Origin of the sequence: Ligilactobacillus agilis DSM 20509 (assembly GCF_001436215.1) — a bacterium.
In the GTDB taxonomy this organism is placed as follows: Bacteria; Bacillota; Bacilli; order Lactobacillales; family Lactobacillaceae; genus Ligilactobacillus; species Ligilactobacillus agilis.
The window spans coordinates 15722-42633 of the sequence record NZ_AYYP01000026.1 but is presented as its reverse complement, the minus strand read 5'-3'; the positions used below and the strand labels follow the sequence as shown (position 1 = coordinate 42633).

30 protein-coding genes and 1 pseudogene are annotated in these 26912 nt (G+C 41.2%); 4 read left to right on the top strand and 27 right to left on the bottom strand.

What is annotated here, in order from left to right; translation table 11 throughout:
- Positions 1 to 153 precede the first annotated feature (153 nt).
- The 21 genes from FC14_RS04155 to FC14_RS04055 form a co-directional block, all read right to left on the bottom strand.
- Positions 154 to 1305, bottom strand: a complete 1152-nt coding sequence (locus FC14_RS04155; protein ID WP_056976594.1) for a hypothetical protein — start codon at positions 1303 to 1305, stop codon at positions 154 to 156.
- Positions 1293 to 1649: an arsenate reductase family protein gene (locus FC14_RS04150; protein WP_056976593.1), complete on the bottom strand. Its 357-nt coding sequence runs from the start codon at positions 1647 to 1649 to the stop codon at positions 1293 to 1295. Before FC14_RS04150 ends, FC14_RS04155 begins: the two co-directional genes overlap by 13 nt.
- Positions 1650 to 1759: 110 nt before the next feature.
- Complete coding sequence (locus FC14_RS04145; RefSeq protein ID WP_056976592.1) at positions 1760 to 2968, bottom strand: FtsW/RodA/SpoVE family cell cycle protein; 1209 nt, start codon at positions 2966 to 2968, stop codon at positions 1760 to 1762.
- 99 nt (positions 2969 to 3067) lie between these two features.
- A complete protein-coding gene (locus FC14_RS04140) occupies positions 3068 to 3289 on the bottom strand; it encodes a DUF2969 domain-containing protein (protein ID WP_056976591.1) in 222 nt (73 codons plus the stop codon).
- 4 nt (positions 3290 to 3293) lie between these two features.
- Entirely contained in the window at positions 3294 to 3584 is a 291-nt protein-coding gene (gene yidD / locus FC14_RS04135; RefSeq protein WP_056976590.1) for a membrane protein insertion efficiency factor YidD, read from the bottom strand.
- Positions 3581 to 4567 (bottom strand): rod shape-determining protein, encoded by a 987-nt coding sequence (gene mreB, locus FC14_RS04130; RefSeq protein ID WP_050611999.1) that lies wholly within the window; start codon positions 4565 to 4567, stop codon positions 3581 to 3583. The genes yidD and mreB overlap by 4 nt, the downstream gene beginning before the upstream one ends.
- Before the next feature lie 163 nt (positions 4568 to 4730).
- A complete protein-coding gene (murA, locus tag FC14_RS04125) occupies positions 4731 to 6038 on the bottom strand; it encodes a UDP-N-acetylglucosamine 1-carboxyvinyltransferase (protein ID WP_056976589.1) in 1308 nt (435 codons plus the stop codon).
- A 75-nt stretch (positions 6039 to 6113) separates the two neighbouring features.
- Complete coding sequence (locus FC14_RS04120) at positions 6114 to 6347, bottom strand: DUF1146 family protein (RefSeq protein WP_050611997.1); 234 nt, start codon at positions 6345 to 6347, stop codon at positions 6114 to 6116.
- 136 nt (positions 6348 to 6483) lie between these two features.
- Positions 6484 to 6906 carry a F0F1 ATP synthase subunit epsilon gene (locus FC14_RS04115; protein ID WP_056976588.1) on the bottom strand — a complete coding sequence of 141 codons (423 nt, stop codon included), beginning with the start codon at positions 6904 to 6906 and terminating at the stop codon, positions 6484 to 6486.
- 15 nt (positions 6907 to 6921) lie between these two features.
- Complete coding sequence (atpD, locus tag FC14_RS04110; RefSeq protein WP_056976587.1) at positions 6922 to 8325, bottom strand: F0F1 ATP synthase subunit beta; 1404 nt, start codon at positions 8323 to 8325, stop codon at positions 6922 to 6924.
- 24 nt (positions 8326 to 8349) lie between these two features.
- The gene (locus FC14_RS04105) at positions 8350 to 9288 is read right to left on the bottom strand and encodes a F0F1 ATP synthase subunit gamma (RefSeq protein WP_056976586.1); all 939 of its coding nucleotides are present in this window, start codon (positions 9286 to 9288) and stop codon (positions 8350 to 8352) included.
- Positions 9289 to 9306: 18 nt separating this feature from the next.
- Positions 9307 to 10818 carry a F0F1 ATP synthase subunit alpha gene (gene atpA, locus FC14_RS04100; protein ID WP_056976585.1) on the bottom strand — a complete coding sequence of 504 codons (1512 nt, stop codon included), beginning with the start codon at positions 10816 to 10818 and terminating at the stop codon, positions 9307 to 9309.
- A 26-nt stretch (positions 10819 to 10844) separates the two neighbouring features.
- Complete coding sequence (gene atpH / locus FC14_RS04095; RefSeq protein ID WP_056976584.1) at positions 10845 to 11387, bottom strand: ATP synthase F1 subunit delta; 543 nt, start codon at positions 11385 to 11387, stop codon at positions 10845 to 10847.
- The gene (gene atpF, locus FC14_RS04090; protein ID WP_056976583.1) at positions 11374 to 11901 is read right to left on the bottom strand and encodes a F0F1 ATP synthase subunit B; all 528 of its coding nucleotides are present in this window, start codon (positions 11899 to 11901) and stop codon (positions 11374 to 11376) included. Before atpF ends, atpH begins: the two co-directional genes overlap by 14 nt.
- Positions 11902 to 11945: 44 nt before the next feature.
- Positions 11946 to 12167: a F0F1 ATP synthase subunit C gene (gene atpE / locus FC14_RS04085; protein ID WP_056976582.1), complete on the bottom strand. Its 222-nt coding sequence runs from the start codon at positions 12165 to 12167 to the stop codon at positions 11946 to 11948.
- A 16-nt stretch (positions 12168 to 12183) separates the two neighbouring features.
- Positions 12184 to 12894, bottom strand: coding sequence for a F0F1 ATP synthase subunit A (gene atpB / locus FC14_RS04080; RefSeq protein WP_056976581.1), 711 nt, complete (start codon positions 12892 to 12894; stop codon positions 12184 to 12186).
- A gap of 517 nt (positions 12895 to 13411) precedes the next feature.
- Positions 13412 to 14041, bottom strand: a complete 630-nt coding sequence (upp, locus tag FC14_RS04075; RefSeq protein WP_050611985.1) for a uracil phosphoribosyltransferase — start codon at positions 14039 to 14041, stop codon at positions 13412 to 13414.
- Between the two features lie 80 nt (positions 14042 to 14121).
- Positions 14122 to 15132, bottom strand: a complete 1011-nt coding sequence (locus tag FC14_RS04070) for an L-threonylcarbamoyladenylate synthase (protein ID WP_056976580.1) — start codon at positions 15130 to 15132, stop codon at positions 14122 to 14124.
- A 14-nt stretch (positions 15133 to 15146) separates the two neighbouring features.
- Entirely contained in the window at positions 15147 to 15986 is an 840-nt protein-coding gene (prmC, locus tag FC14_RS04065) for a peptide chain release factor N(5)-glutamine methyltransferase (RefSeq protein ID WP_056976579.1), read from the bottom strand.
- Positions 15979 to 17064: a peptide chain release factor 1 gene (prfA, locus tag FC14_RS04060; protein ID WP_050611982.1), complete on the bottom strand. Its 1086-nt coding sequence runs from the start codon at positions 17062 to 17064 to the stop codon at positions 15979 to 15981. The genes prmC and prfA overlap by 8 nt, the downstream gene beginning before the upstream one ends.
- Before the next feature lies 1 nt (position 17065).
- A complete protein-coding gene (locus tag FC14_RS04055; RefSeq protein WP_056976595.1) occupies positions 17066 to 17656 on the bottom strand; it encodes a thymidine kinase in 591 nt (196 codons plus the stop codon).
- 189 nt (positions 17657 to 17845) lie between these two features.
- Between FC14_RS04055 and FC14_RS04050 the strand changes: the two genes are divergently transcribed.
- The 3 genes from FC14_RS04050 (at position 17846) to FC14_RS04040 (ending at position 20422) form a co-directional block, all read left to right on the top strand.
- On the top strand, positions 17846 to 19195 hold the full coding sequence (locus FC14_RS04050) for a Mur ligase family protein (RefSeq protein WP_056976578.1): 1350 nt from the start codon (positions 17846 to 17848) through the stop codon (positions 19193 to 19195).
- A complete protein-coding gene (locus tag FC14_RS04045) occupies positions 19195 to 19896 on the top strand; it encodes a type 1 glutamine amidotransferase (RefSeq protein ID WP_056976577.1) in 702 nt (233 codons plus the stop codon). Before FC14_RS04050 ends, FC14_RS04045 begins: the two co-directional genes overlap by 1 nt.
- A gap of 121 nt (positions 19897 to 20017) precedes the next feature.
- The gene (locus FC14_RS04040; protein WP_056976576.1) at positions 20018 to 20422 is read left to right on the top strand and encodes an NUDIX hydrolase; all 405 of its coding nucleotides are present in this window, start codon (positions 20018 to 20020) and stop codon (positions 20420 to 20422) included.
- 46 nt (positions 20423 to 20468) lie between these two features.
- On the opposite strand, the gene FC14_RS04035 is transcribed toward FC14_RS04040, so the two are convergent.
- From FC14_RS04035 to FC14_RS04020, 4 genes are read right to left on the bottom strand one after another with little or no spacing between them, the layout of a single operon-like run.
- Entirely contained in the window at positions 20469 to 21407 is a 939-nt protein-coding gene (locus FC14_RS04035; protein ID WP_056976575.1) for a nucleoside hydrolase, read from the bottom strand.
- Between the two features lie 23 nt (positions 21408 to 21430).
- Positions 21431 to 22399 (bottom strand): mannose-6-phosphate isomerase, class I, encoded by a 969-nt coding sequence (gene manA, locus FC14_RS04030; protein WP_056976574.1) that lies wholly within the window; start codon positions 22397 to 22399, stop codon positions 21431 to 21433.
- Positions 22396 to 23424: a serine hydrolase domain-containing protein gene (locus tag FC14_RS04025; RefSeq protein ID WP_056976573.1), complete on the bottom strand. Its 1029-nt coding sequence runs from the start codon at positions 23422 to 23424 to the stop codon at positions 22396 to 22398. Before FC14_RS04025 ends, manA begins: the two co-directional genes overlap by 4 nt.
- Positions 23411 to 24100 carry a histidine phosphatase family protein gene (locus tag FC14_RS04020; protein WP_050611975.1) on the bottom strand — a complete coding sequence of 230 codons (690 nt, stop codon included), beginning with the start codon at positions 24098 to 24100 and terminating at the stop codon, positions 23411 to 23413. Before FC14_RS04020 ends, FC14_RS04025 begins: the two co-directional genes overlap by 14 nt.
- Before the next feature lie 156 nt (positions 24101 to 24256).
- On the opposite strand from FC14_RS04020, the gene FC14_RS04015 reads away from it, so the two are divergent.
- Positions 24257 to 24586, top strand: a complete 330-nt coding sequence (locus tag FC14_RS04015) for a hypothetical protein (RefSeq protein ID WP_056976572.1) — start codon at positions 24257 to 24259, stop codon at positions 24584 to 24586.
- An 81-nt stretch (positions 24587 to 24667) separates the two neighbouring features.
- Here the strand turns inward: FC14_RS04015 and FC14_RS04010 are convergent.
- A pseudogene (locus FC14_RS04010) lies at positions 24668 to 25506 on the bottom strand (YitT family protein).
- Between the two features lie 102 nt (positions 25507 to 25608).
- Positions 25609 to 26826 carry an MFS transporter gene (locus tag FC14_RS04005; protein ID WP_056976571.1) on the bottom strand — a complete coding sequence of 406 codons (1218 nt, stop codon included), beginning with the start codon at positions 26824 to 26826 and terminating at the stop codon, positions 25609 to 25611.
- Positions 26827 to 26912 lie beyond the last annotated feature (86 nt).

The following is a 26912-nucleotide window of genomic DNA, read 5'->3' as shown; positions in this document are numbered from 1 at the left end:
CACTGACCGTAAGGTCGTGATCTACAAGCCTCTCACTTTAGTGAGGGGTAGTTGACCTTTTTGTACATTATCTATATCGGCCAAAAGCAAAAATATTTTAGCCTCTTTAGACAAAAAAATAGTAGTGCTTATTTCAAACGGTTGAAAAAGTCACTACTTTCTTTTGACTATAAAATGCTGATTATCCGTTAAACTAGCCAAAAAAATAAAATTATAGGATAGTTCCCACAAATGGTGGTCAATCGCAGCACTCAACAAGACTAACCCTAGGCCTAGCAAGAGGCTGTAAGTTCGTTCTGCTTTAAACCGCCAGGCTAGAAAAATTAGCATGATAACAAAGCAAGTAAACAATAAAATTCCTTGCATAGCTAGCAGACGTACAAAGGAGGAATCAATGAAAAAGTACGGTTGGTGGGGGTTAAACTTGCCATTACCATTTTCCCTAAAGTAACGTCCAAATAAGGTCAGCGGTTTTTGCAAGGCTAGCTGTCCGTAAGTTAGGCGGTGAGACAAAAGTTCATCCACCCTCCTAAACCAGGTCCACTCAGGTGTAAACAAATAATTCATAGCTAGGTTAAAGCCCAAGTACACTAGCATGATGGCCCCTAAACTCCAACCATCAAGGTAGTTAATGAGTTTCTTTAGCTTAGGGTAGCTAACAGCTAGAACTAGCGTGACCGCCATTAATATTAAATCTAACCTGGTCCCCGTAAACCTAAATACTCCCCAGGTAGCCACTAGACTGACTAGATATTCTATCCAACTGAGCTTAAAATTGCGGTAACAAAAATAAGCTACTAGCCAGTGAAACACGTGGGCAGCAAAATCTGAGGGGGTAACGGAACCAAATGACATTCGTAACGTTCCCCCAGGTCTAACCATGGTCATATCATTAAGTATTCCCCCAAAAGTCAGGAGTGCTAGGCTAAGCATTATCACAGCTACTTCGATTAAGTAACACCTTAATAACCAACGATAGTCTTCATCTTTAGCCGCCACTAAAATCACAAAGTAAAAAAAGATATCCAGTAAGTGGGCGTTAGAGCCGACATAATACAAAAACAAGCTCATAGCTAAAAAGCCGGCTTTAAAACGCCAACTGTTGGCATCAATAAATAGAATTTTAATTGTAGCTAACCCAACCCCTAATTGAGAAATCCTAAATAAGATTAAGGGACTTAAGCCGGAAACATCTACCGGCAGTTGTGTTCCCCGCAAGTAATTTCCTAATAACGCTAACCCTAAAGCGACTAGCAGTATCTTCCTGCCCCAATTAGCTTTAGGTGTCAATTCTAATTGAGCCATGTTGCTTGATAGACGTCCTCTTTAAAACCACAAGTTACCTTGGTTCCCTCCACCATCAACGGCCGTTTGATTAGTTTGCCATCACTAGCCAACAATTCAGCCGCTTCAGCAACTGACATCTGGGCCACCTTATCTTTTAGGCCCAACTGCCGATAATGCTGGCCACTTGTGTTAAAGAAGTAACGCAAGTTTTGGTCCGAATTACTAATCCAGGTTAATAACTCTTCCTTAGTGGGAGGAAGTTCCACCAAATCCTGTTGTTCATAAACTACCTCATGCTCATCCAACCACTTCTTGGCCTTCTTACAAGTTGAACACCGAGAGTAACAGTAAAATTTCTTCATAGGTATCACCTCATTAGAAATTATACTGTGTTTTTAGTAAGAATGGTAGCCTTTCGAGCTAATTAAAAAATGCGTTGCCTTCAGTTCACATAGACAACGCATTATTAGTTCTATTTAAAATCACTCTCGTCTTGGTTACTAAACATGTAGCTCTTGTAGTGATAGCGCATTGACATAATAAAGCCAATCCCCATCATATTTCCTAACAGAGCTGACCCCCCTTGACTAACGAAGGGAAGAGGAATCCCAGTTAATGGCAACAGACCAATACTCATCCCGATATTTTCAAATACGTGGAATAAAATCATCATGATAACTCCAGTTGAAATATAGGCATAAAATTCATTTTTGGTATCAAAGATTACCTGAATCATTTGGAAAATCAGTAAGAGGTAAACGAAGATTAAGAGACAACTCCCAATGAAACCAAAGTTTTCACCAATTACTGAAAAAATCATATCTGATTCCCGCACTGGGACGTAAACTTTGGAAACATTGAAACCTTTTCCTAAAAGCTGCCCTGAGCCGATTGCCTTCATGCTTTGCCACAACTGATAACTAGTCCCGTTAGTTGATGCAGAGGGATCTAACCATGAATCAATCCGGCTGAATTGGTAGGCCTTAAAGCCGATTTTCTCCAGGATTGCGCGGTTATAAACTACTAGGAAAATCGCAGTCGACCCTAAAACCGTGGCAACTGCAATTACCGGGGCAATGATTCTCCAAGTCAGACCAGAAACAATTACCATCCCCCCAAAGATTGCGAAGAAAACCAACATTGTCCCAAAGTCATTTTGCAATTTTAATAAGACTGCCACCGGAATTAACCAGGCAATCATCTTGCCCAACAGCAACCAGTCCGTTCTCATGGTGTGCTCATAATACTCTGAATTATGTTGGGTAATAACCCGCCCCATCATCAGAATAAAGGCTGGCTTCATAATTTCTGACGGCTGGAAGGTAAATGGTCCCAGTGCAAACCAACTCTTAGCCCCGGTTAGGGCTGCATAGGAACGACTATAAAAAATCAGCACCATAATCAAAAGAAAAATTCCGATTCCATAAGCTACCGGCGCTACTTTCCAAAGTTGTTCGGCATCAAATTGCATCAAAAAGATAACGATAATCGCTCCTAAGGTGTACCAAATTGCTTGTGATAACATTACCCTGGTGATGCTGGCAGTACTAGTATCATGCTTAACCGCAACGTAGATGGACACCATCCCAATTACCGCCAAGACCAAGACACAAAAGATAATTCCCCAGTCAATCCTGGCATCATCGTCAGCTTTCATGCTTAAAAATTGTTTTTTTAGCATGGAAAAATCCCCTTTAACTAAAATTTGAATACTACTTATTATAGATAATTTGCCGACTGAAGCAATAATCAGCCGGCAAATTTAGTGCTTTTTTAGCTTTTAACCCCGATGTAAGTGGAAGTCACGAATCAATAGGTCAAGTGCTTCATTTTCTGTCTTCACATTAAAGCGCTCGCCACTTGGTAACACGGCAATAAACTTATCTTGGTCAGCAATTACTTGCCCCAACTTACTTTTCTTAGCCGTTAATTCTGTGACTAATTGACCATTAACCATCTTTTCTTCTTCAGTAATTTGAATATTTTTATCTTTTCTTGACACGAGATTACTCCTTATCGCTCTTTATTTCTCTGTAAGTTTTATCAGGATTACGCCTTAAGCTAAATTTATCAGGAACATAATCTATTCCGCCAGGAACAAAGGGATTACACCTTAGAATACGGCTAAATCCCATAATTAGCCCCAATATGGGTCCATGCTTTTCAATCGCTACAATAGTATAGGTTGAACAAGTCGGATAATACCTGCAACTAGGCGGAAATAAGGGAGATATCCACCCTTTGTAAAATCTTATCAGCCCAATTAAAATTCCTTTTAAAAGCTTACTTATTGTCATTTACCAGTTTGTTCCACCTTATCTAACAAGTAGCCTGTCCCTACAGCTACATCATCTAACGGCGAATCTGCTACCACCACCGGTACTTGTAATTGGTTAGAGAATAATTCGTCAATTCCATCTAAGAGTGCACCACCACCGGTTAAAACGATTCCCCGATCAATAATATCAGCCGCTAATTCAGGGGGAGTTTGGCTTAAAACCTCATGGGCAGCGATAATAACGGACATCATTGTGTCATGCAAAGCTTCTTCAATTTCGGCAGAAGTAACCGTAATTGATTCAGGCATTCCTTTAACCACGTCACGTCCCCGCACTTCCATTTCCTTATCGCGGTGGCCTTTAAGCACCGTCCCAATTTCAATCTTAATTTTTTCGGCCGTATGTTCACCGATTAAAAGCCCCCGTTTCTTGCGTAAGTAGGTAACAATATCTTGGTTCAGCTTATCACCTGCTACACGTAAGGACCGACTGACTACAATGTCACCTAGTGATAGGACAGCAATATCACTAGTCCCACCACCGATATCAATTACCATGTTTCCCTGTGGCTTGAAAATATCTAAACCAGCTCCTACCGCTGCTACCTTGGGTTCTTCTTCCAAATAAACATTGCCCCCGCCAGACTTCTCTGCAGCTTGGCGAATGGCCTTTTTCTCAACTTCAGTGGTATTAGTTGGGCAACAAATCATAATGTTAGGCTTAGACATAAAGCCTTTTACATTTAATTTCTTGATGAAATAAGATAACATTTGCTCGGTCATATCAAAATCCGCAATTACCCCATCTTTTAAGGGTCTAATTGCCCGGATATTGCTTGGGGTCCGTCCCACCATTTTATATGCCTCAGAGCCAACTGCTAGCACCCTATTACTCATCGTATCTACCGCCACAACTGAGGGTTCATTTAAAACGATTCCCTTACCCTTAACGTTTATTAAAACATTGGCAGTACCTAAATCGATACCGATATCTTTGGCCATACTAAAACTCCTCTTTAATACTTTAATTTTACTAGGATTCACTTGTCATATATTTTTATGCATCGAAAGTATTATAACATGAACCAATACCGCTTGAAAAGTCAATCAAAAAGGTGTTTAACCACTGAACTTGCCTTATTTCAGTGGTTAGACACCTGTTTTTTTACTTAATCAAATCACGTTGTAACCGGTACTCTACATCACCAGTAACATCATTTATCCGTTTAATTTCGGCCCCTAAAGCTGCTAGCTTTTGGTGGAAGTGATAGTAGCCCCGGTCTAAGTATTGAAGGTGGGTTACTTGGGTAATGTTTCTTGCCACTAAGCCGGCTAAAATCAAAGCTGCAGCTGCCCGTAAATCAGTTGCAGCCACTTCAGCACCATTGAAGTCAGTTGGTCCATACAAGATAACCGTATTTCCCTCCACCTTAAAGTCAGCGTTCATCCGTCTCAGTTCTTCTAAGTGCATAAAGCGATTTTCAAAGACTGTTTCCGTTAATAGACTCGTGCCACTAGCAGCCAACTGAAGAATGGACACCTGCGGTTGCATGTCCGTTGGGAACCCTGGGTGTGGCAAGGTTTTCACTACTACTGGCTTTAACTTATCCGGGCCAATAATTCTGATTCCCCTTGCCTCTTCTTTAACGGTAACACCCATTTCTTCTAATTTAGAAATTAACGGGATGTTGTGTTCAGCGATGGCATCCTTGATAAGTACATTTCCCTTAGTCAAAGCCGCTGCCACCATAAAGGTTCCTGCTTCAATCCGATCTTGAATAATTGCATGCTCAGTTCCGTGAAGCTCATCTACCCCTACAATCTTGATGGTTTCTGTCCCGGCACCTTTTACATTAGCTCCCATTTTATTTAAAATGTTAGCCAAATCAACAATTTCAGGTTCACGGGCAACATTTTCAATTACAGTGGTTCCCTTAGCCAAGGTGGCGGCCATCATAATATTTTGCGTAGCCCCAACACTTGGAAAATCAAGGTAGATATTGGCCCCCACTAAACCATCTGTACTAGCCTCAATGTAGCCATCATGCCGTTTTATCTTAGCACCTAGAGCTTCTAAGCCTTTCAAGTGCAAATCAATTGGGCGCGAACCAATTGCACAACCGCCGGGCATTGCAACCTTGGCATGATTTAACCGTGCCAAAAGTGGACCCAAGACTACGATTGAGGCCCGCATTTTAGAAACGTACTTAAAGGGCGCTTCATAAGATAGTTTACCGGTCGCATCAAGTTCAATTGTTTTACTTGCCTCGTCCATGCCGACTTCTACGTTCAAAAAACGGATAACGTTATTCATCGTATACACATCAGACAAAATAGGTACGTTTGTTAACACAGTCCGTCCCTTGGTGGGAAGAATTGCAGCCGCTAAAATAGGCAACACCGCATTTTTAGCCCCTTCTATTTCTACTTCGCCTTCCAACCTACGACCACCACGAACAATAATTTTTTCCAAGATAATTCCTCCATTAACACAGCACTAATACTGGCTTTTACAGCTTTTTGTAATTAAAATTTACCGACAGCCAATCTAGCTAATAAGATAGACTAGGTTGCGTGCGCTATCAATAAAATTCAAGAAAAATTCACTACAACCAAAACCAACTGCTACGGATAGCATTACTATGACCAATTTAAATTTACCTTGACGTTCTGGTGTAATGTAACGATCTAACCTTAATGATTGAAACCCCATAAAGGCTAACGTTATAAAAATAAAGTGGCTCACTAATGTAATTAGCGCCAAATATCCATAATATTGCATAACATTACCTCGTTAAGAATTCGTGATAATCATAGCATAAACTTTACTTTTAGTCACTAAAATTTTCTAATTTAAGTAAAGACTTAAACTTTAGTAAAAAAGGCATCGACCCGGAAGGTCAATGCCTTTTAGCTAACTATCTATGACTAGAAATACTAATCCGGTTAACAGCACGACGTAAGGAAACTTCCGCCCGCTTCAATTCGTCAACATTGTGATTTTCCTTAGCTTGTGCAATCCGCTTTTCAGCGCGTTCCTTAGCCCGTTGTGCACGGTTAGTATCAATATCTTCACTTTTTTCTGCAGCTGAAGCCACAATCGATAAAGTGTTGTCAGAAAATTCCATAAAGCCCCCGCTAACGGCGATTTCATCAAACTTTTCTTCACCTTTATGAACACGAACCCTATCAATTGCAAGGGCAGCTAAAGTTGGAATGTGGTTGGGCATAATCCCAATTTCACCAACAGTTGTCTTGCAAACAACTAGGTCCGTAGTCGCATCATAAACACTGCCATCGGGTGTAACGATATTTACGGTAATAACAGATTTAGCATCCATTTTACGCTACCCCCTTTATTGGTTTGCTAATTTCTTGGCTTTTTCAACTACGTCTTCGATTGGTCCAACTAAACGGAAAGCTTCTTCTGGAAGGTCATCGTACTTACCTTCTAAGATTTCCTTGAAGCCCTTAACCGTTTGTTCAACTGGAACATATGAACCTGGCAAACCAGTAAATTGTTCAGCAACGTTGAAGCTTTGTGACAAGAAGAATTGGATTCTCCGAGCCCGAGCAACGATAACTTTTTCTTCATCAGAAAGTTCATCCATCCCTAAGATAGAGATAATATCTTGTAATTCACGGTAACGTTGCAAGATATGTTGAACTTCGGTTGCAACTTGATAGTGTTCTTCCCCAACAATTTCTGGAGAAAGGGCACTAGAAGTAGAAGCCAATGGATCCACAGCTGGGTAAATACCTTGTTGAGTCAAGGCACGTTCCAAGTTAGTGGTTGCATCCAAGTGGGCGAATGTAGTTGCAGGCGCAGGGTCAGTGTAGTCATCGGCAGGAACATAAACCGCTTGAATAGATGTAACTGAACCCTTCTTAGTTGATGTAATCCGTTCTTGTAATTGACCCATTTCAGTTGCCAAAGTTGGTTGGTAACCTACGGCAGAAGGAATCCGACCTAAAAGGGCAGAAACTTCTGACCCGGCTTGAGTAAACCGGAAAATGTTATCAATGAACAAGAGCACATCTTGACCTTCAACATCACGGAAGTATTCCGCAATTGTCAACCCTGTTAAGGCAACCCGCATCCGGGCTCCAGGAGGCTCATTCATTTGTCCGAATACCATGGCTGTTTTTTCTAAAACGCCAGATTCTTTCATTTCAAAGTACAAGTCATTACCTTCACGGGTCCGTTCACCAACACCAGTGAACACTGAAATCCCGTTGTGTTCTTGGGCAATGTTGTGAATCAACTCTTGGATTAAAACGGTCTTACCAACACCGGCCCCCCCGAATAACCCAATCTTACCACCCTTAATGTAAGGGGCAAGTAAGTCAATAACCTTAATCCCAGTTTCAAGGATTTCTGTACTTGTATTTAATTGATCATAGGCAGGAGCATCACGGTGGATTGGATCACGCCGGTGATCTTCTGAAAATTCTTCGCCATTATCGATGGTTTCACCTAAAACATTAAATACCCGTCCTAAAGTATCTTCCCCAACAGGAACACTAATTGGTGCGCCAGTATCAACAACTTCGGCTCCACGTTGAAGCCCGTCAGTTGAATCCATGGCGATTGTTCTCATAACACCGTCACCTAATTCAAGCGTAACTTCGATGACCAAGACAGAGCCATCTTCACGCTTAACATGTAAGGCGTTGTTAATGTCGGGTAAAGCTTCGTTAAGAGGGAATTGTACATCGACAACAGGTCCGATAATTTGAACTACTTTACCAAGACTCATTTCGTTAAATTCCTCCTGTTATTCTTATTCTAAGGCAGCCTGTGCACCAGTAATTTCTGTGATTTCTGTCGTAATTGCACTTTGACGCGCCCGGTTATATTGCAACTCTAAACTTGCAATTAAATCCTTAGCGTTATCAGTAGCAGACTTCATGGCCGTTGAACTGGAAGCATGTTCCGATGTTTTTGCATCTAAAATTGCCCCGTAAACCAAACTTTCAGCATATTGAGGTAAAACTACCTCTAAAATTGCGTCTTGTGAAGGTTCCGTTTCATAATCTGCCATCAAACCATTTTCATCAGGAGTATTAAAATCATCGCTCCCCATGTTTTCAGCAGAAATTGGTAACATCTTTTCTGCACGAAAGGCAGACGTTAAGGTGTTAACAAAGTGACTATAGCAAACATACAACTCATCGTATTGACCATTACTATACATTGTAACGATTGCATTAACGATTGGCTGTACCTCACGGAAAGTTGGAATATCCTTTACTCCCCGGTATTCATAACCTACTTCATAGCCACGTTTCTTAAAGAAATCAGCACCAGTACCACCGATTGCTAGAATAACTACGTTATCCTTGTTGCGTTCGCCACTATTAACCAATGACATAGTTTGCTTAATAACATTGCTGTTATAACTACCTACTAAGCCACGATCAGAAGTGATAACCACAACCCCTGTTTTTTTGACGGGACGTTGTTTTAACATTCCCAAAGTATTGATTTTGCCATCTTGACTAGTCTCACTCTCGCCGGTTGCAGCAGAGTCTAATAGGTGAGACTTAGCCAAATGAGTGATGACACTACGAATCTTTTGTGCGTAGACCTGGTAACTGACAGCGTGCTTTTGAATTTGACTCAATTTAGCTGTTGAGACCATCTGCATAGCCCCGGTAATTTGCCCGGTCTTTTTAGTTGATTCGATTCGACGTTTAACTTCTTGCAAAGAAGCTGGCATCAGCTCTCACCACCCTTTCTATTTAGCACTAGCTTGAAATGTTTGTGCAAAATCTTTGATAGCGGCATCAAGCTTAGCTGTATCAGGTAACTGACCACTTGTCTTGATTTCAGCAAGTAAATCTTGATGGTTAGCATCAAAGAAATCAAAGAGTTGGTCTTGGAATGGTAAAATATCGTCCACAGCCACAGTATCTAAGAAACCGTGTGTTAAGGCGTATAAAATTACAACTTGCTTTTCAACTGGAAGTGGTTTGTGAAGTGGTTGCTTCAAAACTTCCACTGTCCGCCGACCACGGTTTAACTTACCTTGAGTTGCTTCATCCAAGTCAGAACCAAATTGTGCAAATGATTCCAATTCACGATAAGAAGCAAGGTCCAAACGTAAGGTCCCGGCAACTTTCTTCATTGCCTTAATTTGCGCTGCCCCACCAACCCGGGAAACAGATGTCCCGGCATCAATTGCGGGCCGAATTCCTGAGTAGAAACTATCACTATTCAAGAAGATTTGTCCATCGGTAATTGAGATAACGTTAGTTGGAATGTAGGCAGAAACGTCCCCGGCCTTAGTTTCGATAAATGGTAAGGCAGTCATAGAACCGCCACCTAATTCATCACTTAACTTAGCTGCCCGTTCTAGTAAACGAGAGTGTAAGTAGAAGACATCCCCAGGGTAAGCTTCACGACCAGGAGGACGACGTAAGATCAAGGAAAGTTCCCGGTAAGCATCGGCTTGTTTTGATAAATCATCATAAACAATCAAAACGTGCTTACCGTTATACATAAATTCTTCCCCCATGGCAGCCCCTGCATATGGTGCTAACCATAGCATTGATGCAGGAGATGAAGGACCGGCAGAAACAACGATAGTGTATTCCATTGCTCCGTAGCGACGTAAGGTTTCTACCTGTGTTCTAACAGTAGATTCCTTTTGACCAATCGCAACGTAAATACAAATCATGTCTTGGTCTTTTTGGTTTAAGATAGTATCGATGGCAACAGAAGTCTTACCTGTCTTTCTGTCCCCGATAACCAATTCACGTTGACCACGACCGATAGGAACTAACGCATCGATTGCTTTTAACCCTGTTTGTAATGGTTCAGCAACAGATTGCCGTTCCATAACACCAGGTGCCTTTCTTTCAACAGGACGGGTCTTAGTGGTCTTAATTTCACCAAGTCCATCCACTGGTTGTCCCAATGGGTTAACAACCCGGCCAATCAATTCTTCCCCAACTGGGACTTCCATGATTCGACCTGTCCGCTTAACAGTATCGCCTTCACGAATACCTTTATAAGCACCTAAAATAACAATCCCGACATCGTTGGCTTCCAAGTTTTGAGCCATTCCGTATGTGCCGTTTTCAAACTCTAGCAATTCACCAGATAAGGCATTATCCAACCCGTTGGCCCGGGCAATCCCGTCACCAACGTATGTTACAGTACCAACTTCAGCAACTTCTAATTGGTCTTGGTAACCAGCAAGTTGTTGTTTGATTAAAGCACTGATTTCTTCAGCCTTAATGCTCATAAAAGTCTCACCTCTTTTAAAATTACTTATTTCAATAATAACCGCTTAATGCGTTCAATCTTTGTTTTAATCGAGCCATCATAAATATAGCTTTTCGATTGTAAAACAACTCCACCGATGATACTCTCATCAATTTGCGGATTAACGATGACTTTCTTAGCACCAACAAGCTTGGCAAATGAATCACTGAGTTTGTCTTCTTGTTCTTTGTCTAATTTAATCGCAGTAGTGACCTTAACCCTTACTACTTTTTCATATTCATCGTATAAATTATTAAATGCATCAATAATTGTAACTAGGTTTGCAATCCGACCGTAATCATAAGCCATCATGATTAAATTCTTAGTCAAATCAGATGCTTCTTCAGTCATAGCATTTATCATAGCTACCTTTGCTTCCGGTTTGATTGCCGGACTTGCCATAAAAATTATAAATTGTGGTTGTGCAAGTAAACCCTTCTTTAACTCATTAAGCTCCAAACTTAAATCTTTCAATTGCCCTTTTTCTTGAGCAACTTCAAACAAGGCTTGGCTATAACGACGGGCTACTGTTGGATTATCTAATGCCATTTTGCTTCCCCAACCCTTCGATGTATGAATCTACTAGTGCTTTTTGATCAGCCGCACTCAATTCTTTTTGAATGATCTTCGAAGCAATTTCAATAGATAATTCAGCCACATCATTTTTGACACTAGCTAATGCTTCTTGACGTTCCTGTTGAATATCCTTTTTAGCATTGGCCTTCATTGTGACAACTTCATCATGAGCCGCACTAACGATGGTAGCCTTTTGTTGTTCACCGTTTTGCTTAGCACGGTTAACAATTTCAGAAGCTTCAGTGCGTGAAGCTTGTAAGGCTTCTTCCCGCTTTTGAGCTAAATCTTCAGCCTTCTTGCGTGATTCTTCTGCAGCATCAATATCAGTTGCAATCTTAGTGGCCCGTTTTTCCATCATTTCGGTTACAGGTCCCCAAGCAAACTTCTTAATTAGTGCCATCAAAATAATAAATAGTACTAGGTAAAATAAGAAGTCACCCCAAGCAAAGCCTTCTTCAGCAGCTCCTAAAAGAAATGTTGAATTCATCTATTGACACCTCCTTACTTTAGTATTTAAAACAAGTCCTTTGTTTATTGGAACACAAGTAAGAATGAAATAACAATCGCTATAATAGGAACAGCTTCAATCAAACCAACACCGATAAACATGTTTGTCCGTAATTGCCCTGATAATTCAGGTTGACGTGCCATACCTTCAAGCATCTTTGAGATAACCAAACCATTACCGACACCTGCACCAATTGCAGCACCTGCAGCTGCTAAACCTGCACCAATTAATGTTAATGAACCCATTTGAGAATCCTCCTCATTATTCTTTTTCAATCTTTTGTGAAATGTATACCATTGTTAACGTTGTGAAAACAAAGGCTTGGATACTTCCGATGAAGACTGAGAAACCTTGCCAGATTAATTCCAACACGGAAGCTGGAATAAAGACAAACGCATTAATCTTTGCTAACTTATAAATCAAGGTTAGCAAAATTTCACCGGCGAAAATATTACCATAAAGACGTAACGCTAAGGTAATAAAGTTAGTAAACTGCTCGAGAATGTTAATAGGTAACAAAGCTTTCATTGGACTCATGAACGTATTCACAAAGTAACCTTTAAAGCCGAACTTCTTAACACCCATGTAATGAGCTAGCAAGAATACGATAAATGCTAGCGTCATTGTCGTCATTGGCATTGAGGTCGGACTTTTCATAAAGTTATAATCATTGTAAGAAACTTCAATTGCCAAGCCCAACTGGTTTGCAACAAAGATAAACACAAATAGTGTAAATGCTAGCAAGCCATAGCTTTTTCCCGCTTCATCCGGAATTGCACTTTTTACAATGCCATTTGTAAAATCGATAATCCATTCTAAGAGATTCTGTCTCCCACTTGGCTTCATTTGAATATTACGTGAAAGCCAAAAAACCAAACAAAAGACAAGGAAAGCCGCAACAGTTCCTGAAATAATGTTGGACAAGTTAAACGGAATCCCTAGAAAAGTCACGATTTGAGTCTTTTCATCCACCGGGGTTTCACCTCTTTTCCTAAATTGTCAAAAATGGTTAAACATCAACCAAAATAAGATAGAAAGATTCAAGTTTGAAAAGCTTGAATACAAATGAAATAATACCACCATTTCAATGAAAATACAAAGGCAAAATTAGCTTTCTGTCGCTGTAAATCGGTTATTTATTGGGATTTATTTAGAATTAATTAAAAAACTAAACTTGTATATCCCAGTCATAAAAAGCCATCATTCGGCTTCTTATAGCCAATTACTCCAGTAAGCATAATCTATTTTTATATCCTAACATAAGTAAATATTTTATTTAATTTACATATTATAGTTAGCATATGCTTTAGCTTTATAAAAATAGTATTCTAGCCGTCATTACCCCGCATAATAGTTAATAACTAATAGAAACTATTACCACATTCTTAAATAAGAACTTGGTTGCGTTTTCAAAAAAATTTCATTTTTTAGCAAATAAAAAAGCCACAAACCTAGTACGGTTTGTAGCTTTAAACCTCAACTTAGATACTTACTTAGTCCCGAATAAACGGTCACCAGCATCCCCTAAGCCAGGGATAATGTAACTATTTTCATTTAGCTTTTCATCCAAAGCGGCTGCAAAGATATCAATATCTGGATGAGCTGCTCGTAAAGCTTCGACCCCTTCTGGAGCGGCCACTAAACAAACAAACTTAATTGAACGTGCGCCCCGCTTCTTCAAGGCATCTACGGCCATGATAGCTGAGCCACCTGTTGCAAGCATTGGATCGACGATAAACATTTCACGATTTTCTAAGTCATCTGGCATCTTGACAAAGTATTCGTGTGGTTTCATTGTTTCTTCATCACGATACATTCCGATGTGACCAACCTTAGCGGCAGGAATTAATTCTAAGATGCCATCAACCATCCCTAAGCCAGCCCGTAAAATGGGAACAATTACCACTTTTTTACCGGCTAACCGCTTTTGCACAGTCTTACCCATTGGGGTTTCGATTTCAACATCTTCTAGAGCCATGTCCCGCGAAACTTCATAAGCCATTAATTCAGCAATTTCATTTACACATTGACGAAATTCACGCGTCCCACAGTTCTTGTCCCGAATGATTGTCAACTTATGTTGGATTAAAGGATGATCCAAAACTTCAAATTTTCCCACGTTCAACACTCCTCAAAAAAATTTTAAACCATAACTATTTTAGCCGATAGTGCTAAACATTACCAGTTAAAAATCCCTAATTATGCCTCAAAAAATTGATTACCCGCTGCCTTTTTCAACCGGTTCATGTAAGCTTCACCCAGGCCTTCTTCTGGATAGGCTGGCGCTAAAATCCATTTAACCTCGGCCTGGTCATCAAAGTAACGCAAGCCAGCGAATAAATGCTGACTGGCAGTAACTACATCGGCTCCTAAATCATACGTATTCAAACCAGGCGCCCGGCTAATAACTTGCGGGCTAGCCATTATCCCAACTGAATTCGCGTGGTCTTTTGCCCAAGCCAAGGCGGCATCCCACTTGTCTTGAGCCACAATCAACACTTGGGCTGCCGGTGCATAATGCTTATACTTCATCCCTGGAGCCTTAGGCACCTCATTTTGACCTACATGGTGTTTATCAGAAATAACCTCCTGACCCAAAACAGCCGCGATTTCTTGCGGACTGACTGCTCCCGGCCGTAAAATTGTAGGTTGCTTGCTAGACATATCTAAAATAGTCGATTCGACCCCTACACTAGTCGGACCATCATCTAAAACCCCGGCAATTCTTCCTTCTAAGTCATGGTAGACATGTTGAGCGGTTGTCGGGCTTGGCTTACCAGACGAATTAGCAGATGGCCCTACTAACGGCACCCCGGCCTCAGCGATTAAAGTCCGCGTCAACTGATTAGCTGGACACCGAAAGGCAGCCGTCTTTAAGCCCCCAGTAACCGCTTTGGGTAAACTGCCGTCTTTAATTGGAAAAACCATCGTCAGCGGTCCCGGCCAAAATTTATCCATTAATTTAACCGCAGCTTCGGGAAGTTCACCGGTATACTGCTTAACCATTTCGCGTGATGCAACCGTCACAATCAAGGGATTATCGGAAGGACGGCCCTTAGCTAAATAAACCCTTTTTACCGCTTGTTCATTAGTTGCATCAGCTCCTAACCCATAAACCGTTTCAGTTGGAAAGGCAATTAGTTCTCCTAAGGTTAATTCTTTTGCAGCTTGTTTGACCTCACTTGGTTGGTATATTTTTGTAATTAACATGTTGATCCCTTCTTTTAAAATTCTACTTTAATCATCCGATCATGCCCGGTTAAATCCTGCTTAACCGTAACTTGTGCCCGCGGAAATTCCTGTAAAAATAGTACCTGTACTTGCTTAGCCTGGCTAAAACCTATTTCTAAGTATAAACGCGCCTTAGGCTGCAAGTAAGGCCGGATTTCTTTAGCCAAACGTTCATAAATTGCTAGACCATCTTTAGCCGCAAATAAAGCCAACGCGGGTTCATAGCGTTTAACACTTTCGTCCATTAAATCCGCTTCGCGTTTAGGAATGTAAGGGGGGTTAGACACAATCACATCGTAGCGTCCAACTAACGGTGTTAATAAATCACCTTGTTTCAGTTCAACGTCTAACCCCAAGGCATGGGCATTATTTCTAGCAACCGCCAAGGCAGCTTCGGAAATATCAGTTAAACTTACATCCCAACTTGGTTTGTTTGACTTCAAAGCTAGTCCAATCGCCCCTGTACCGGTTCCAATGTCAGCTACCCGTAAATCTTTTTGAGCTTGCAAATCCGTTAGGATAAAATCAACTAGTTCTTCTGTGTCCGGACGGGGAATTAACGTCGCCGGAGTTACTTGCAATTTAAGCCCATAAAAACTGGTACTACCTAGCAAATATTGGGGCGGGTAACCCTGACACATCTTTTTAACGTTAGTCTGAAACTTTTCCCAAGCGGCAGCTGGCATCTCACGTTGATAATTACTCAGTAACTGGGCTAAGGTCCAATTCAGTTGCCCTAGTAACAAGAAGTCGACATCCTCTTTTAAGTATCCATGCTCCGCACTAAAAGAAAAAGCCCATTGCTGAGCTTTAAAATAGGTCATCTTAGGCATCTTGTAATTTCTCCAAGGCCTTAGTTTGGTCAAAGAGGATTAAGGCATCAATAACGTCCTCTAACTCACCGTTCATAATCCGGTCTAACTTGTTTAGCGAAAGACCAATCCGGTGATCAGTCACCCGGTTTTGAGGGTAGTTATAAGTCCTAATTCGTTCGGACCGATCCCCAGTCCCAACGGCTGACTTTCTGTTTTCATCATAGGCATCTTGTTCTTGAGAAGCATAGTAGTCATAAACCCGGGCCTTTAAGATTTTCATTGCCTTTTCACGGTTCTGTTGTTGTGATCGTTGGTCTTGCATAGCCACCACAATCCCAGTTGGTAAGTGGGTCATCCGGACGGCTGAAGACGTCTTGTTGATGTGCTGTCCACCGGCACCGGATGAACGGTAAACGTCGACCCGAATATCCTTTGGATCTAATTCAATCTCAACGTCTTCTGCTTCAGGCATAACTACCACTGTTGCCGTTGACGTGTGGACCCGTCCAGCTGATTCAGTCACAGGCACCCGTTGGACCCGGTGAGCGCCACTTTCATATTTCAACTTAGAGTAAACATTCTTACCGTTAATCAACATGGCTACTTCTTTAAAACCACCAACTTCGGTCATATTGCGATCGATAACTTCGATTGACCAGCCCTGGCGTTCTGCATACTTAGAATACATATTAAACAAATCACCAGCAAATAAGGAGGCTTCGTCACCACCAGCAGCCCCCCTAATTTCCATGATGATGTTTTTATCATCATTAGGGTCCTTAGGAATCAACAAAATCTTGATTTCTTCTTCTAAAGCTTGCTTTTCGTCCTTAGAGTCAGCCAATTCAGCCTTGACCATTTCTGTCATTTCATCGTCGTCAAGTCCTTCGTTAAGCATTTCTTCGTCGTCGCTAATTCGTTGGCTAACTTCTTTATATTGGTTATACTTTTCAACCGTCTCACGTAAATCGGCCATTTCCTTAGATAGTTCTGTAAACCGCTTAGTATCAGCGATTACTTCTGGATCCGACAATAATTCACCTAATTCTTCATAGCGGTCTTCTAGCATTTGTAACCGATCAAATAATTTATCCATTTTATTCTCCTTTACTCATCATTTCTAAATCAGGGTTAAAATAATGCCGACGGCAAACTGGATAATAGGCCTCATTTCCCCCAATTTGAATTTGTTCCCCAGCATAGACTGGCTGATTGTTATGCACCCGTAAATTCATCGTTGCCTTCTTCTGGCAGAACCAACAAATCGTTTTCATTTCTTCTATTTTATCGGCATACAACAGCAAATATTTTGACCCCTCAAATAATTCATTACGGAAATCATTTTTCAAGCCAAAGGTCATAACAGGAATTCCCAATTCATCCACGATTTTAGTCAGTTCTAGCACATGATGCTTTTGTAAAAATTGCGCCTCATCAATTAGAATACAATCTGCAGCGGCATTGTGTTTAATTACTTCGTCATAAATGTTAGTTTGACTAAAGACCGGCAAGGCTTTGCGCTTCATTCCAATCCTACTTGAAACATAGCCAACCTCGTCACGATCATCCAGGCCACTTGTTAATATAATTACCTGTTTGTCCTGTTCTTCATAGTTATGGGCAACCTTTAAAATCTCAATCGTTTTACCACTATTCATCGCACCATAACGAAAAAAAAGCTGTGCCACTTTTTTCACATCCCAAATTTAGTCTTCCCTTTTTAGTATAGCTTAACCTTTCTGTGAATACAAATAGAAAAAATCCCCTAAGAAACACCGCTTTTTTAAAAATAGCTAATAATCAAAACTTTTTGCTAGCTTATTAATTAAGATGTGCTAACATTTAGATATTAAGTTAAAACAAGATGAGGAATGTTTATGTCTATCAAAAGTTCACTAGCAATTAGTGCTGGTAAAAGTTCATATTGGTTTTTACACAAATTTTTGCACGGCGGAACTGCCTTACCCGGAAAAATTACCCTGCAACTTGATCCGGACGTACTAAAAAGTTTAGCCAAAGATTATGAAATCGTCATTATCACCGGAACCAATGGAAAGACTTTGACAACCGCTTTAACCGTTAAGGTACTAAGACAAAAATACCCTAACCTATTGACTAATCCCAGCGGTTCTAATATGAAACAGGGAATCGTAACTGCCTTTTTGACCCATAAGAAAGCCAAAAGTGGCAAAAATTTAGCCGTCCTAGAAACAGATGAGGCTAACGTTCCCCTTATTTCTCAATACATTAAACCAAGCGCCTTTGTGCTGACTAACTTATTTAGAGACCAAATGGATCGTTATGGTGAAATCTACACGACCTACGAAAAAATCTTAACTGGGGTGAGGATGCATCCCAAAGCCACCATCATTGCCAATGGGGATGCCCCTATTTTCAATAGCGTTGAGTTACCTAACCCAGTTATCTACTATGGTTTTGACCACCGTGCTGATTACGACCAAAAGGCCCCTGCCAATACGGATGGCTTACTGTGTCCCAAATGTCAACGCATCTTGGCCTATAAAAATTTGACTTACAGCAACCTAGGTAAGTACTACTGCCCTAACTGTGGTTTTAAACGGCCCGAGTTAACCTATAAAGTTACTAAGCTAATCAGCCAAAGCCCACAAGCTTCCAAGTTTGAAGTAAACGGCCAGCCGCTTACGCTTCATATCGGTGGGACCTATAATATCTATAATGCCTTAGCCGCCTTTGCGGTTGGAGCTCACCTAGGTGTTAGCCCAGACTTAATTCAAGCCGCCCTAGACGATCCTGACGAAAAGGTTTTTGGACGCCAAGAAGTTATTAAGCTTGCTGATAAGGAACTGACTTTAATCCTAGTTAAAAACCCCGTCGGGCTTGATCAAGTCTTGGAAATGATAAAAACCGACCCCGAACCATTTTCTTTAGCGGTCTTATTAAATGCTAACTATGCAGACGGAATTGACACCTCCTGGATTTGGGATGGTCGCTTCGAAGACCTACCGTTTGAGCGGATTCCCGCCGTTTTAACCGGGGGTGAGCGGTATAAAGATATTACTTTTAGAATGCGCGTGGCCGGTGTACCTGAGGCAAACTTTGACCAAGAGCCTAAATTAGAGGCCGTTTTAGCCAAGGTTAAACAGATGCCTACTAAACACGTCTATGTACTTGCAACCTATACCGCCGTCTTACAGTTACGTAAACTACTGGCAAGCGAAGGTTATATTAAGGGAGGGATGGAATAATGCCTTACTCATTACACGTTGCCCACCTATACGGTGATTTAATGAACACTTACGGAGACATCGGTAATATTTTAGTTTTAAATTATTACGCTAAAAAAATTAACGTCACCCTGACTTCAGAAGTGATCTCCCTAGACCAAACTTTTGACCCCACTAATTTTGATTTAGCCTTGTTTGGTGGCGGTCAAGACTACGAGCAGGTGATTGTTTCTAAGGATATTCAGAGTAAAAAAGCTGCCCTAACCTCTTTTATTGAAGATAACGGCCCCGTTTTAGCAATTTGTGGTGGTTATCAACTTTTAGGCCAGTATTATATTGGCGCTAACGGTCAGCGAATCGAAGGTATCTCAGCCTTACCTCACTATACAAAGAGCCAAGACCATAACCGCTTTATCGGTGATATTGATATCAAAAACGAAGAGACTGGTGAAGTTTACGTTGGCTTTGAAAACCATAACGGGGTCACTTACCTCGGTGCTGGCGAACGGCCTTTAGGTAAAGTCTTAACCGGCCACGGTAATAATGGTCAGGATCAAACTGAAGGTGCAATCTATAAGAACACCTTTTGTTCATACTTCCACGGGCCAATTTTAGCTAGAAATCATAATCTAGCCAAACGAATTTTGTTACTAGCATTAAAACGTAAATACCCTCAAGCTGATTTTAGTCAAGCAGAAGCTACGCTAGCGCAAATTGACTAAGGCATTTCCCTAGGTTAACTGGCTAACCTAGGGGAATTTTAGTGCTTAAACCCTAGCTAAACTGTAAAAGATGTGCGATAATTTATGAACTTACCACTTATAATTACGCGGGGGAAAGCGCATGGAAAATAAGTTAATCGCACATAGTCTCATCAAAGCTCATGGGAAATACTTAGTAATTAGGCGAAATAAGATTAAACGCGGACAAAAAAATGTTTACCCTGCTCATTGGGACATTCCTGGCGGCCGGGTCGAGGTTGGTGAATTACCAAGAATGGCCGCCATTAGAGAATGTCGTGAAGAAGTTGGATTAGAGATTGAACTCGAAAACATTCTCCATGAAGATAGCAACTTAGACGGCCAACTAGTGTTTACTAGACTGGTTTATGCCGCCCACCTACTGGTAGATTCAAAAACTGATGTCAATCTAGACTTTGAAGAACATGACCAGTACAGATGGATTACCGGGTTAGGCGACTTAGCCGGTGAAAATGTTGTTCCTTATTTACAAAGTCTGCTCAAATAAAAAACAAAGCAACCTCTGATTTGCGTCAGAGGTTGCTTTGTTGTGCTTACTGGGCACGCTTAGCTAATTCCATAATCGTTTCAAAAAAGCTATCATGATCAACATCGTATACTAATTTAGCCTCACGCCCATTTTCGCTTAAGTAGGTCCGACCATCACTAGGTGCTTGGGTCATAACATCACACTTAATTTCTTTTTCCTTAACCAAATCAGGCTTATATAGACTGCAAGTCGTCAAAACATCCCAAAGGTAATAGGTTGAGTTAGTAGGAAAATCGCGTAACTCCGGTACAAAGGCGTAACTATTTCCAATAAAATCAAGGCCAATGTAGCGCCGGTTTTTAGCCCAGCTAAGGCGAATATCATTAGTCAAGGGTACATTATTAGTGCTTTCTAGTGCCACCATTGTTAGGGGAATCTTGGAATCAAAAACTGTTTTAACAGCCTCTGGATCCCAGAAAGCATTCCATTCCTGGGTACCATCACAATCGGGTTCGGCCACATTACCTTCCTTCAAAAACGAACCTCCCATCCAGCGCAATTCTTCAATCTTATCGGCAATTACCGGCTTTAATTCTAAAGCCATAGCTAAATCTGTTAAGGGGCCGGTAAATAGTAAGGTTACCTTTTCTGAACTAGCCTCTAGTTTGTCAATTAAATCCAAGTGAGCCGGCTTAGCTGCTACCGGAGTTACTATCTTACCGCTCTCGTTTAAAATTGGCAATGCATTCTCCGAGTAAGCATCTAATCGCCATTCCTTTGGAAAAGGATGAACTGCCCGGGCATTTGAGTTAGCTACTGCTAATTTCTTAGTTGGTGCAAAGCGATCAATTACTTTGCGACTAGCTTCACTAGCTGGTTGCAAGTAAGAATCAGCTCCCATAACACCAACCCCGATTAGGTCAACTGATTCCATCTGCAAGAGTAAAAAGAGAGAAATAATGTCGTCAACGCCACCATCATGACTAAAATATACTTTTTTCATCTATAATTCTATCCTTTCCTTAGCTAGGCCTTCTTACCTGGAACGGAAGCAATTAGCGTTAGTGTTCCTTCTAGCTGCCACTCTTTGACATCATTTGGCAAGATAAAGTGTTGCCCCTTTTGTAACTCATAGTCTATACCGGCTACGGTTAGCTTGCCACTACCAGCAATCACAGAAACCAAGGTATAAGGTTCATCACTATTGCGGATTAGACTTCCGGCTTGACCAGCTAATTGCCAACGCTGAACCTTAAAGAAGTCAGTATCTACAAAGGTCGTTACCTCAATTCCAGCCACCTGTTTCACTTCACGGTTTAGCTTAGGGTCAACGTGGGGAACGTTGATAACGTCAATTGATTGTTGTAAGTGCAATTCACGCTTTTGGCCCGTCTTTTTATCAACCCGATCAAAATCATACAGGCGATAAGTTGTATCAGAACTTTGTTGGGTTTCTAATACCATAATCCCCTTACCGATTGCATGCACGGTCCCACTAGGAACGTAAAGAAAGTCGCCGGCTTTGACTGGGACCCGTCTTAATAAGTGTTGCCAGTCTCCAGCTTCAATCAGTTGCTTTAACTCTGCTTTAGTTTGGGCGTGGTGACCATAAATCATTTCCGCTCCCTCATCAGCAGCTAAAACATACCAACATTCCGTTTTGCCCAACTCACCTTCATGTTTTAATGCGTAAGCATCATTTGGGTGGACTTGCACAGATAAGTCATCACGTGCATCTAAAATTTTAGTTAATAAGGGAAAAACATCACCTTTGGCGTTTCCAAAAACTTCCCGGTGTTGTTGCCAAAGCTCAGCTAGATTCAAGCCTTGGTAGGGGCCATTTTCAATTACAGCCGGTCCGTGGGGGTGAGCCGAAATTGCCCAGCACTCCCCGGTAGTGTCACTAGGAATTTCATAGCCAAATTCCGTTTTGAGGCGCTTACCACCCCACATTTTTTCTTGAAAATAAGGTTTTAAAAATAGTGGTGCTGTCATTTGCTTCCATCCTTTTCATAAAAATATTTTTCACGTAAATATTGTCCCAAAAGTAATTCACGCTGGGCTAAAAAAGCCTGGTTGTTACCAGCGGGGTGTACCCGGTTAGTTAGTAAAATTAGTGCATCTTGATTAGCCTGGTCTATTAATAGCATCGTCCCGGTATAACCAGTGTGATAAAGGCAAGCTTGGTTTTGCCAAGTGTACCGTAAATCCCAACCAAGTGAACGACCATCGTGCCCACTAGGAGTCCAATCCTTAAAAAGAGCGCTTACCATTTTAGAATCAAGTGGCCCTGGCGTAGAGTCTGGTTGTAAGAGCCACTGGCTAAACTTAACCATATCATGTAAGGTCATGAACAAGCCAGCAGAACCACAATGCTCTTTTAGGGTGTAGGCCTTAGGGTCGTGCACCTGCCCTCTAATTAAACCACGTTTAGCCGTCAATTCAGTTGGAACCGCTAAGCTTAGAGGTGGATTAAAGGTACTTTGACTCAATCCTAACCTAGCTAGAACTTCTTTTTCAATCACCCTTTGGACCGGTTGCTGATAAAAGCTCTCTATGATTTCTCCTAAAAAAATCAACCCGATGTCCGTGTAAACAACCTTTTTTCCTAAACCACTACCAACTTTAAGTTGATGTAGTGCAGCTAACAAGGCCGCAGGACTTAGTTCATCACGATTTTTTATGTAACCACTAATGGCCGAAGTGTGCGTTAATAAATGCCTAATGGTAACCCGCTGGTCCTTAAAGGCCGGTAAATATTTGGTAACCGCATCATCGACTCCCAGCCGACCACTGGCTATTAACTTTAAAATTACGGTAGTAGTACCTATGACCTTAGTCAAAGATGCTAAGTCGTAATACATGCCCGGTCTTAACTTTTCTTTGGTTGGTTTTAACTGGGCTAAACCAAATACCCCGGTTTGAAGTTGGCCTTGGTGTAAATAGGCATAGCTTACCCCAGGAACTACCTGCTTTGTGACTAGCTCGTGAATTAATGCAGTGGTTTTAGGATATAGCATCCTTAGCCATCCCCTTATCATCTAACTTCATTCTGTTAACGTATATAACCTTAAACTTGCCATTTTCATAGTCGACCCGACTAGCCCGTGAATTATCTAATAAAAAGAGGGGCACCTCACCTTCCAAACTCTCAATAAAGTTGGACAAAATTAACCCGTGGGTAACAATTAAGATGTTTCCTCCCTTATCTTGGTACTGATTTCCAATATTGGTTAGTGCACGGGTCATCCTCAAAGTAAGGTGATCAGCATCTTCAATCACTTCATTCCCATCTAGGGAACGGAAAAGCTCTGTCAATTCAGCCACATGTTCTTCATTAAGTAGCGCTTGCAAAATTCGCCGTAACCCCAAAGCTTTTAAGGCCTTGGGAATCATCTTAGTATTCTTAGCCTCTTCAAACTTACCAAAGCTAATTTCACGTAAATCAGGATCTTGATAAACGGGGGGGTAATAGGCCTCGTTTTCATCGATAATATACTGAGCCGTTTTTTGTGTTCGCTTCAAATCACTCGTATACACCGCTTCAAACTTAATCTGCTTTAACTCTTGACCTAACCTTTTGGCCATCCTAATCCCCTTTTTGGTTAACGGCGAGTTGGTCACTCCTTGGAGTCGTCTCTTCTTATTTAGCTTGGTCTGTCCGTGCCTTACTAGGTAAAAGTGTACTACCGCCACTAAAAGCCCCCCTTTCTTCTTACACATAATAATTATATACTTTGCCTTAGATGGTTTCAAAATTTATTTCTTTAGGTTAACCGTTTTCAATTTTAGCTTTACCTAAAAAAATGTTACAATTAAGAAAAACTAAGCACGTATAAGGGGGAGCAACCCGTGGCAAGTAACTCTGATTCTATTTTTTATGTCCTCTCTTATTTGAGACGACACCCTGAGGCTTTCTACTTTGCTAAAAATAAATACGATAACGTCGTTCAAATTTTTATTAAGGATGATTTACAGATAGCAGACGCTGACATCTATTTTCCACAAAACCGCTTGATGGTTAACCGCCTGCAAGACGACTTTTTAGCCCAACACGGTAATTTATTAGATTATTTTTGGGAGCAAAGTGGTCACCGACCAAGTGGCTACCATGAAGTTTGGGCAACAAGCAGCCACTTAATCGACAGTAACGTTTTCTTAATCGAATTATCCTACGAATAAAGCTTAAACTAATAGCGCTGAAGGTGACATCAATATCACACCTTCAGCGCTTATTTTCTTCACTAACTCACTTACAAACAATCACATTCCCCACTTACCGCCGTGAACCTTGGTTACCTGCGAGGTTACTATAAAGGCCTGCGGATCGATTTCGTGGATACTAGTAATCAACCGCCCGTAATCCTGACGATCTACAATTAACAATAGCTGTTGGCGTGGGGTTTGGCTGTAACCGCCAACCACATCGTAAACAGTCAAGCTACTATTTTCTGCTAACAACGCTTCCTTAATTTGAGGAAGCAAGTCGTTACTTAGAATCTGAACTTGATATTTCAAGTCCAAACCAGCTTCCGTATAGCGCATCACTAAGGCAGTCACCACTTGGGAAAAAGCAGCCAAGAAAAAAGCATTCAAGCCGGCTACAAAAACGTTCATTAAAATGACGGTTAGATCAATTAACATTAAGCTAAAAGCCGTATCTAAGTAAAAATATTTTTTTAAGATTAATGGTGGGACCGTCGTTCCCCCACTAGAAGCGTTTACTCGATACAGCAGCGCGACCGCAAAGCCCATTAGCACCCCACCGATAATAACGGCTAACAACTCATTATCGGTCACCTTAAAACTCGGGGTTATTTTCATTAGTAACGGTAATAATAAACTCCCTACCGCAATATTTTTAACCACTTTTCGCTCTAAGAACACCCCCGCCAAGACAATCATGGCCAGGTTACAAACTAAGACTGTTAACGACCTGTCAATTTGCCAGACTGCTTCCACCAAGATGGCAATCCCAGTCGTTCCCCCCGCGGCAATGTCTATAGGAGCGTAAAAAAGTTAATACTTAAAGCAATAATCTCTAAGGCAACTAAAAATACTAACCAGCGTCCCCAGCGGTATTTCCGTATTCTATTTGTCATTCAAACATCCTTTCAGTCTGTCCTTTTAGAAACATTTCTTATAATAAGCATAACAAAAAACTGACCTTGTGTAAAATTTAGCAAAGTCAGTTTGGAAAGATTTTATTTAGTTTTAATTTGTTGAACCTTAGCTCCAACCACCAACAGTAAGTTAACAAACACCAAGCTGGCAGTCACTAAGAAAACATATTGATAATCTAGCGCACTGGATACGAGCGAACCCATCAAAGGTCCAATCACCCCACCCGCAGCTTGAAAGGACTGGTTATAACTAAAAATTCGGCCAAATGATTTGGCAGGAACATTAATAGTCAAAGCAGTTTGAACAGCCGGTAGCAAGGCTGCATTAGCTACCCCTAGTAAAAAGCGCCAAAAGGCCAATAACCAAGGGGAATCCGTCATAAACATTGGAATAAATAGCAGAGTAGCAGCTAATAAACCGACCATCAACACCTTCAAAGGACCAACTGCATCCATCTTATGTCCTAACCAAGAAGCCACTAATAAGGTTCCAAACCCTGGGGTGGCCGCAACAATCCCACTCACAAATGAAACGTTACCGTGATTATGCATTAATTCTTTCACCAATAAACTAATAATTGGCGAAATTGACATCAGTGACGACTGTACAATCAGTGTCGTCAAGAACATGATAATAATTAAGCCCGGTTTTTCTAGGTCCGCAAACATTTGTCTCATTGGTTGCATTTCCTTTTTAGAAATAGGCTTAAAATGCTCCGTCGTATTAAATAGTGTCATCAAAAAGGCCAAGGCCATGCAAACTCCGGTAATATAAAAGGGAATCCGGTAGCCAAAGGTATCGGCTAATGCCCCTCCAAATAAAGGGCCTAACAGGTTACCGGTCACGCCCGCTGTCATAATCATGGTCATCACAGACCCGGACTTACTCCGCGGTGTTTCTCCCGCGATAAAAGCAGTCGCATTATTGATATAGCCAGAAAACAGGCCCTGGGTTAGCCGCAGTGCGATTATCATCCACACATTAACTGCCATCCCCGTTAAGAAAATTGTAATTGCCATTACTCCGGAAGCACGCAAACACATTAACTTCCGCCCCTTCCGGTCCGCCAGGCTCCCCCAATAAGGCGAAATTAATGCCTGGGTTAAAAAGGTTCCCGCAAAGGCAATCCCAGAATAGATATTTAGTTGCCACCGACTAAAATTACCAATTGACGAAATAAACAGTGGTAAAAAGGGCATCGTCATTGAAGCACCTAACCCAGTCATAAAGCAGCCAAACCAAAGGGCGATAAAAGTTTTGCGCCAGGTCGAAGGCATCTTTTCACCTTCAGTTACCATAAAAACATATCCTTTCACACTAAATCTGTCGATAACTACTATCCTAACACCAATTAGTTAACCTTGCACGCTACTTTTATAAATTT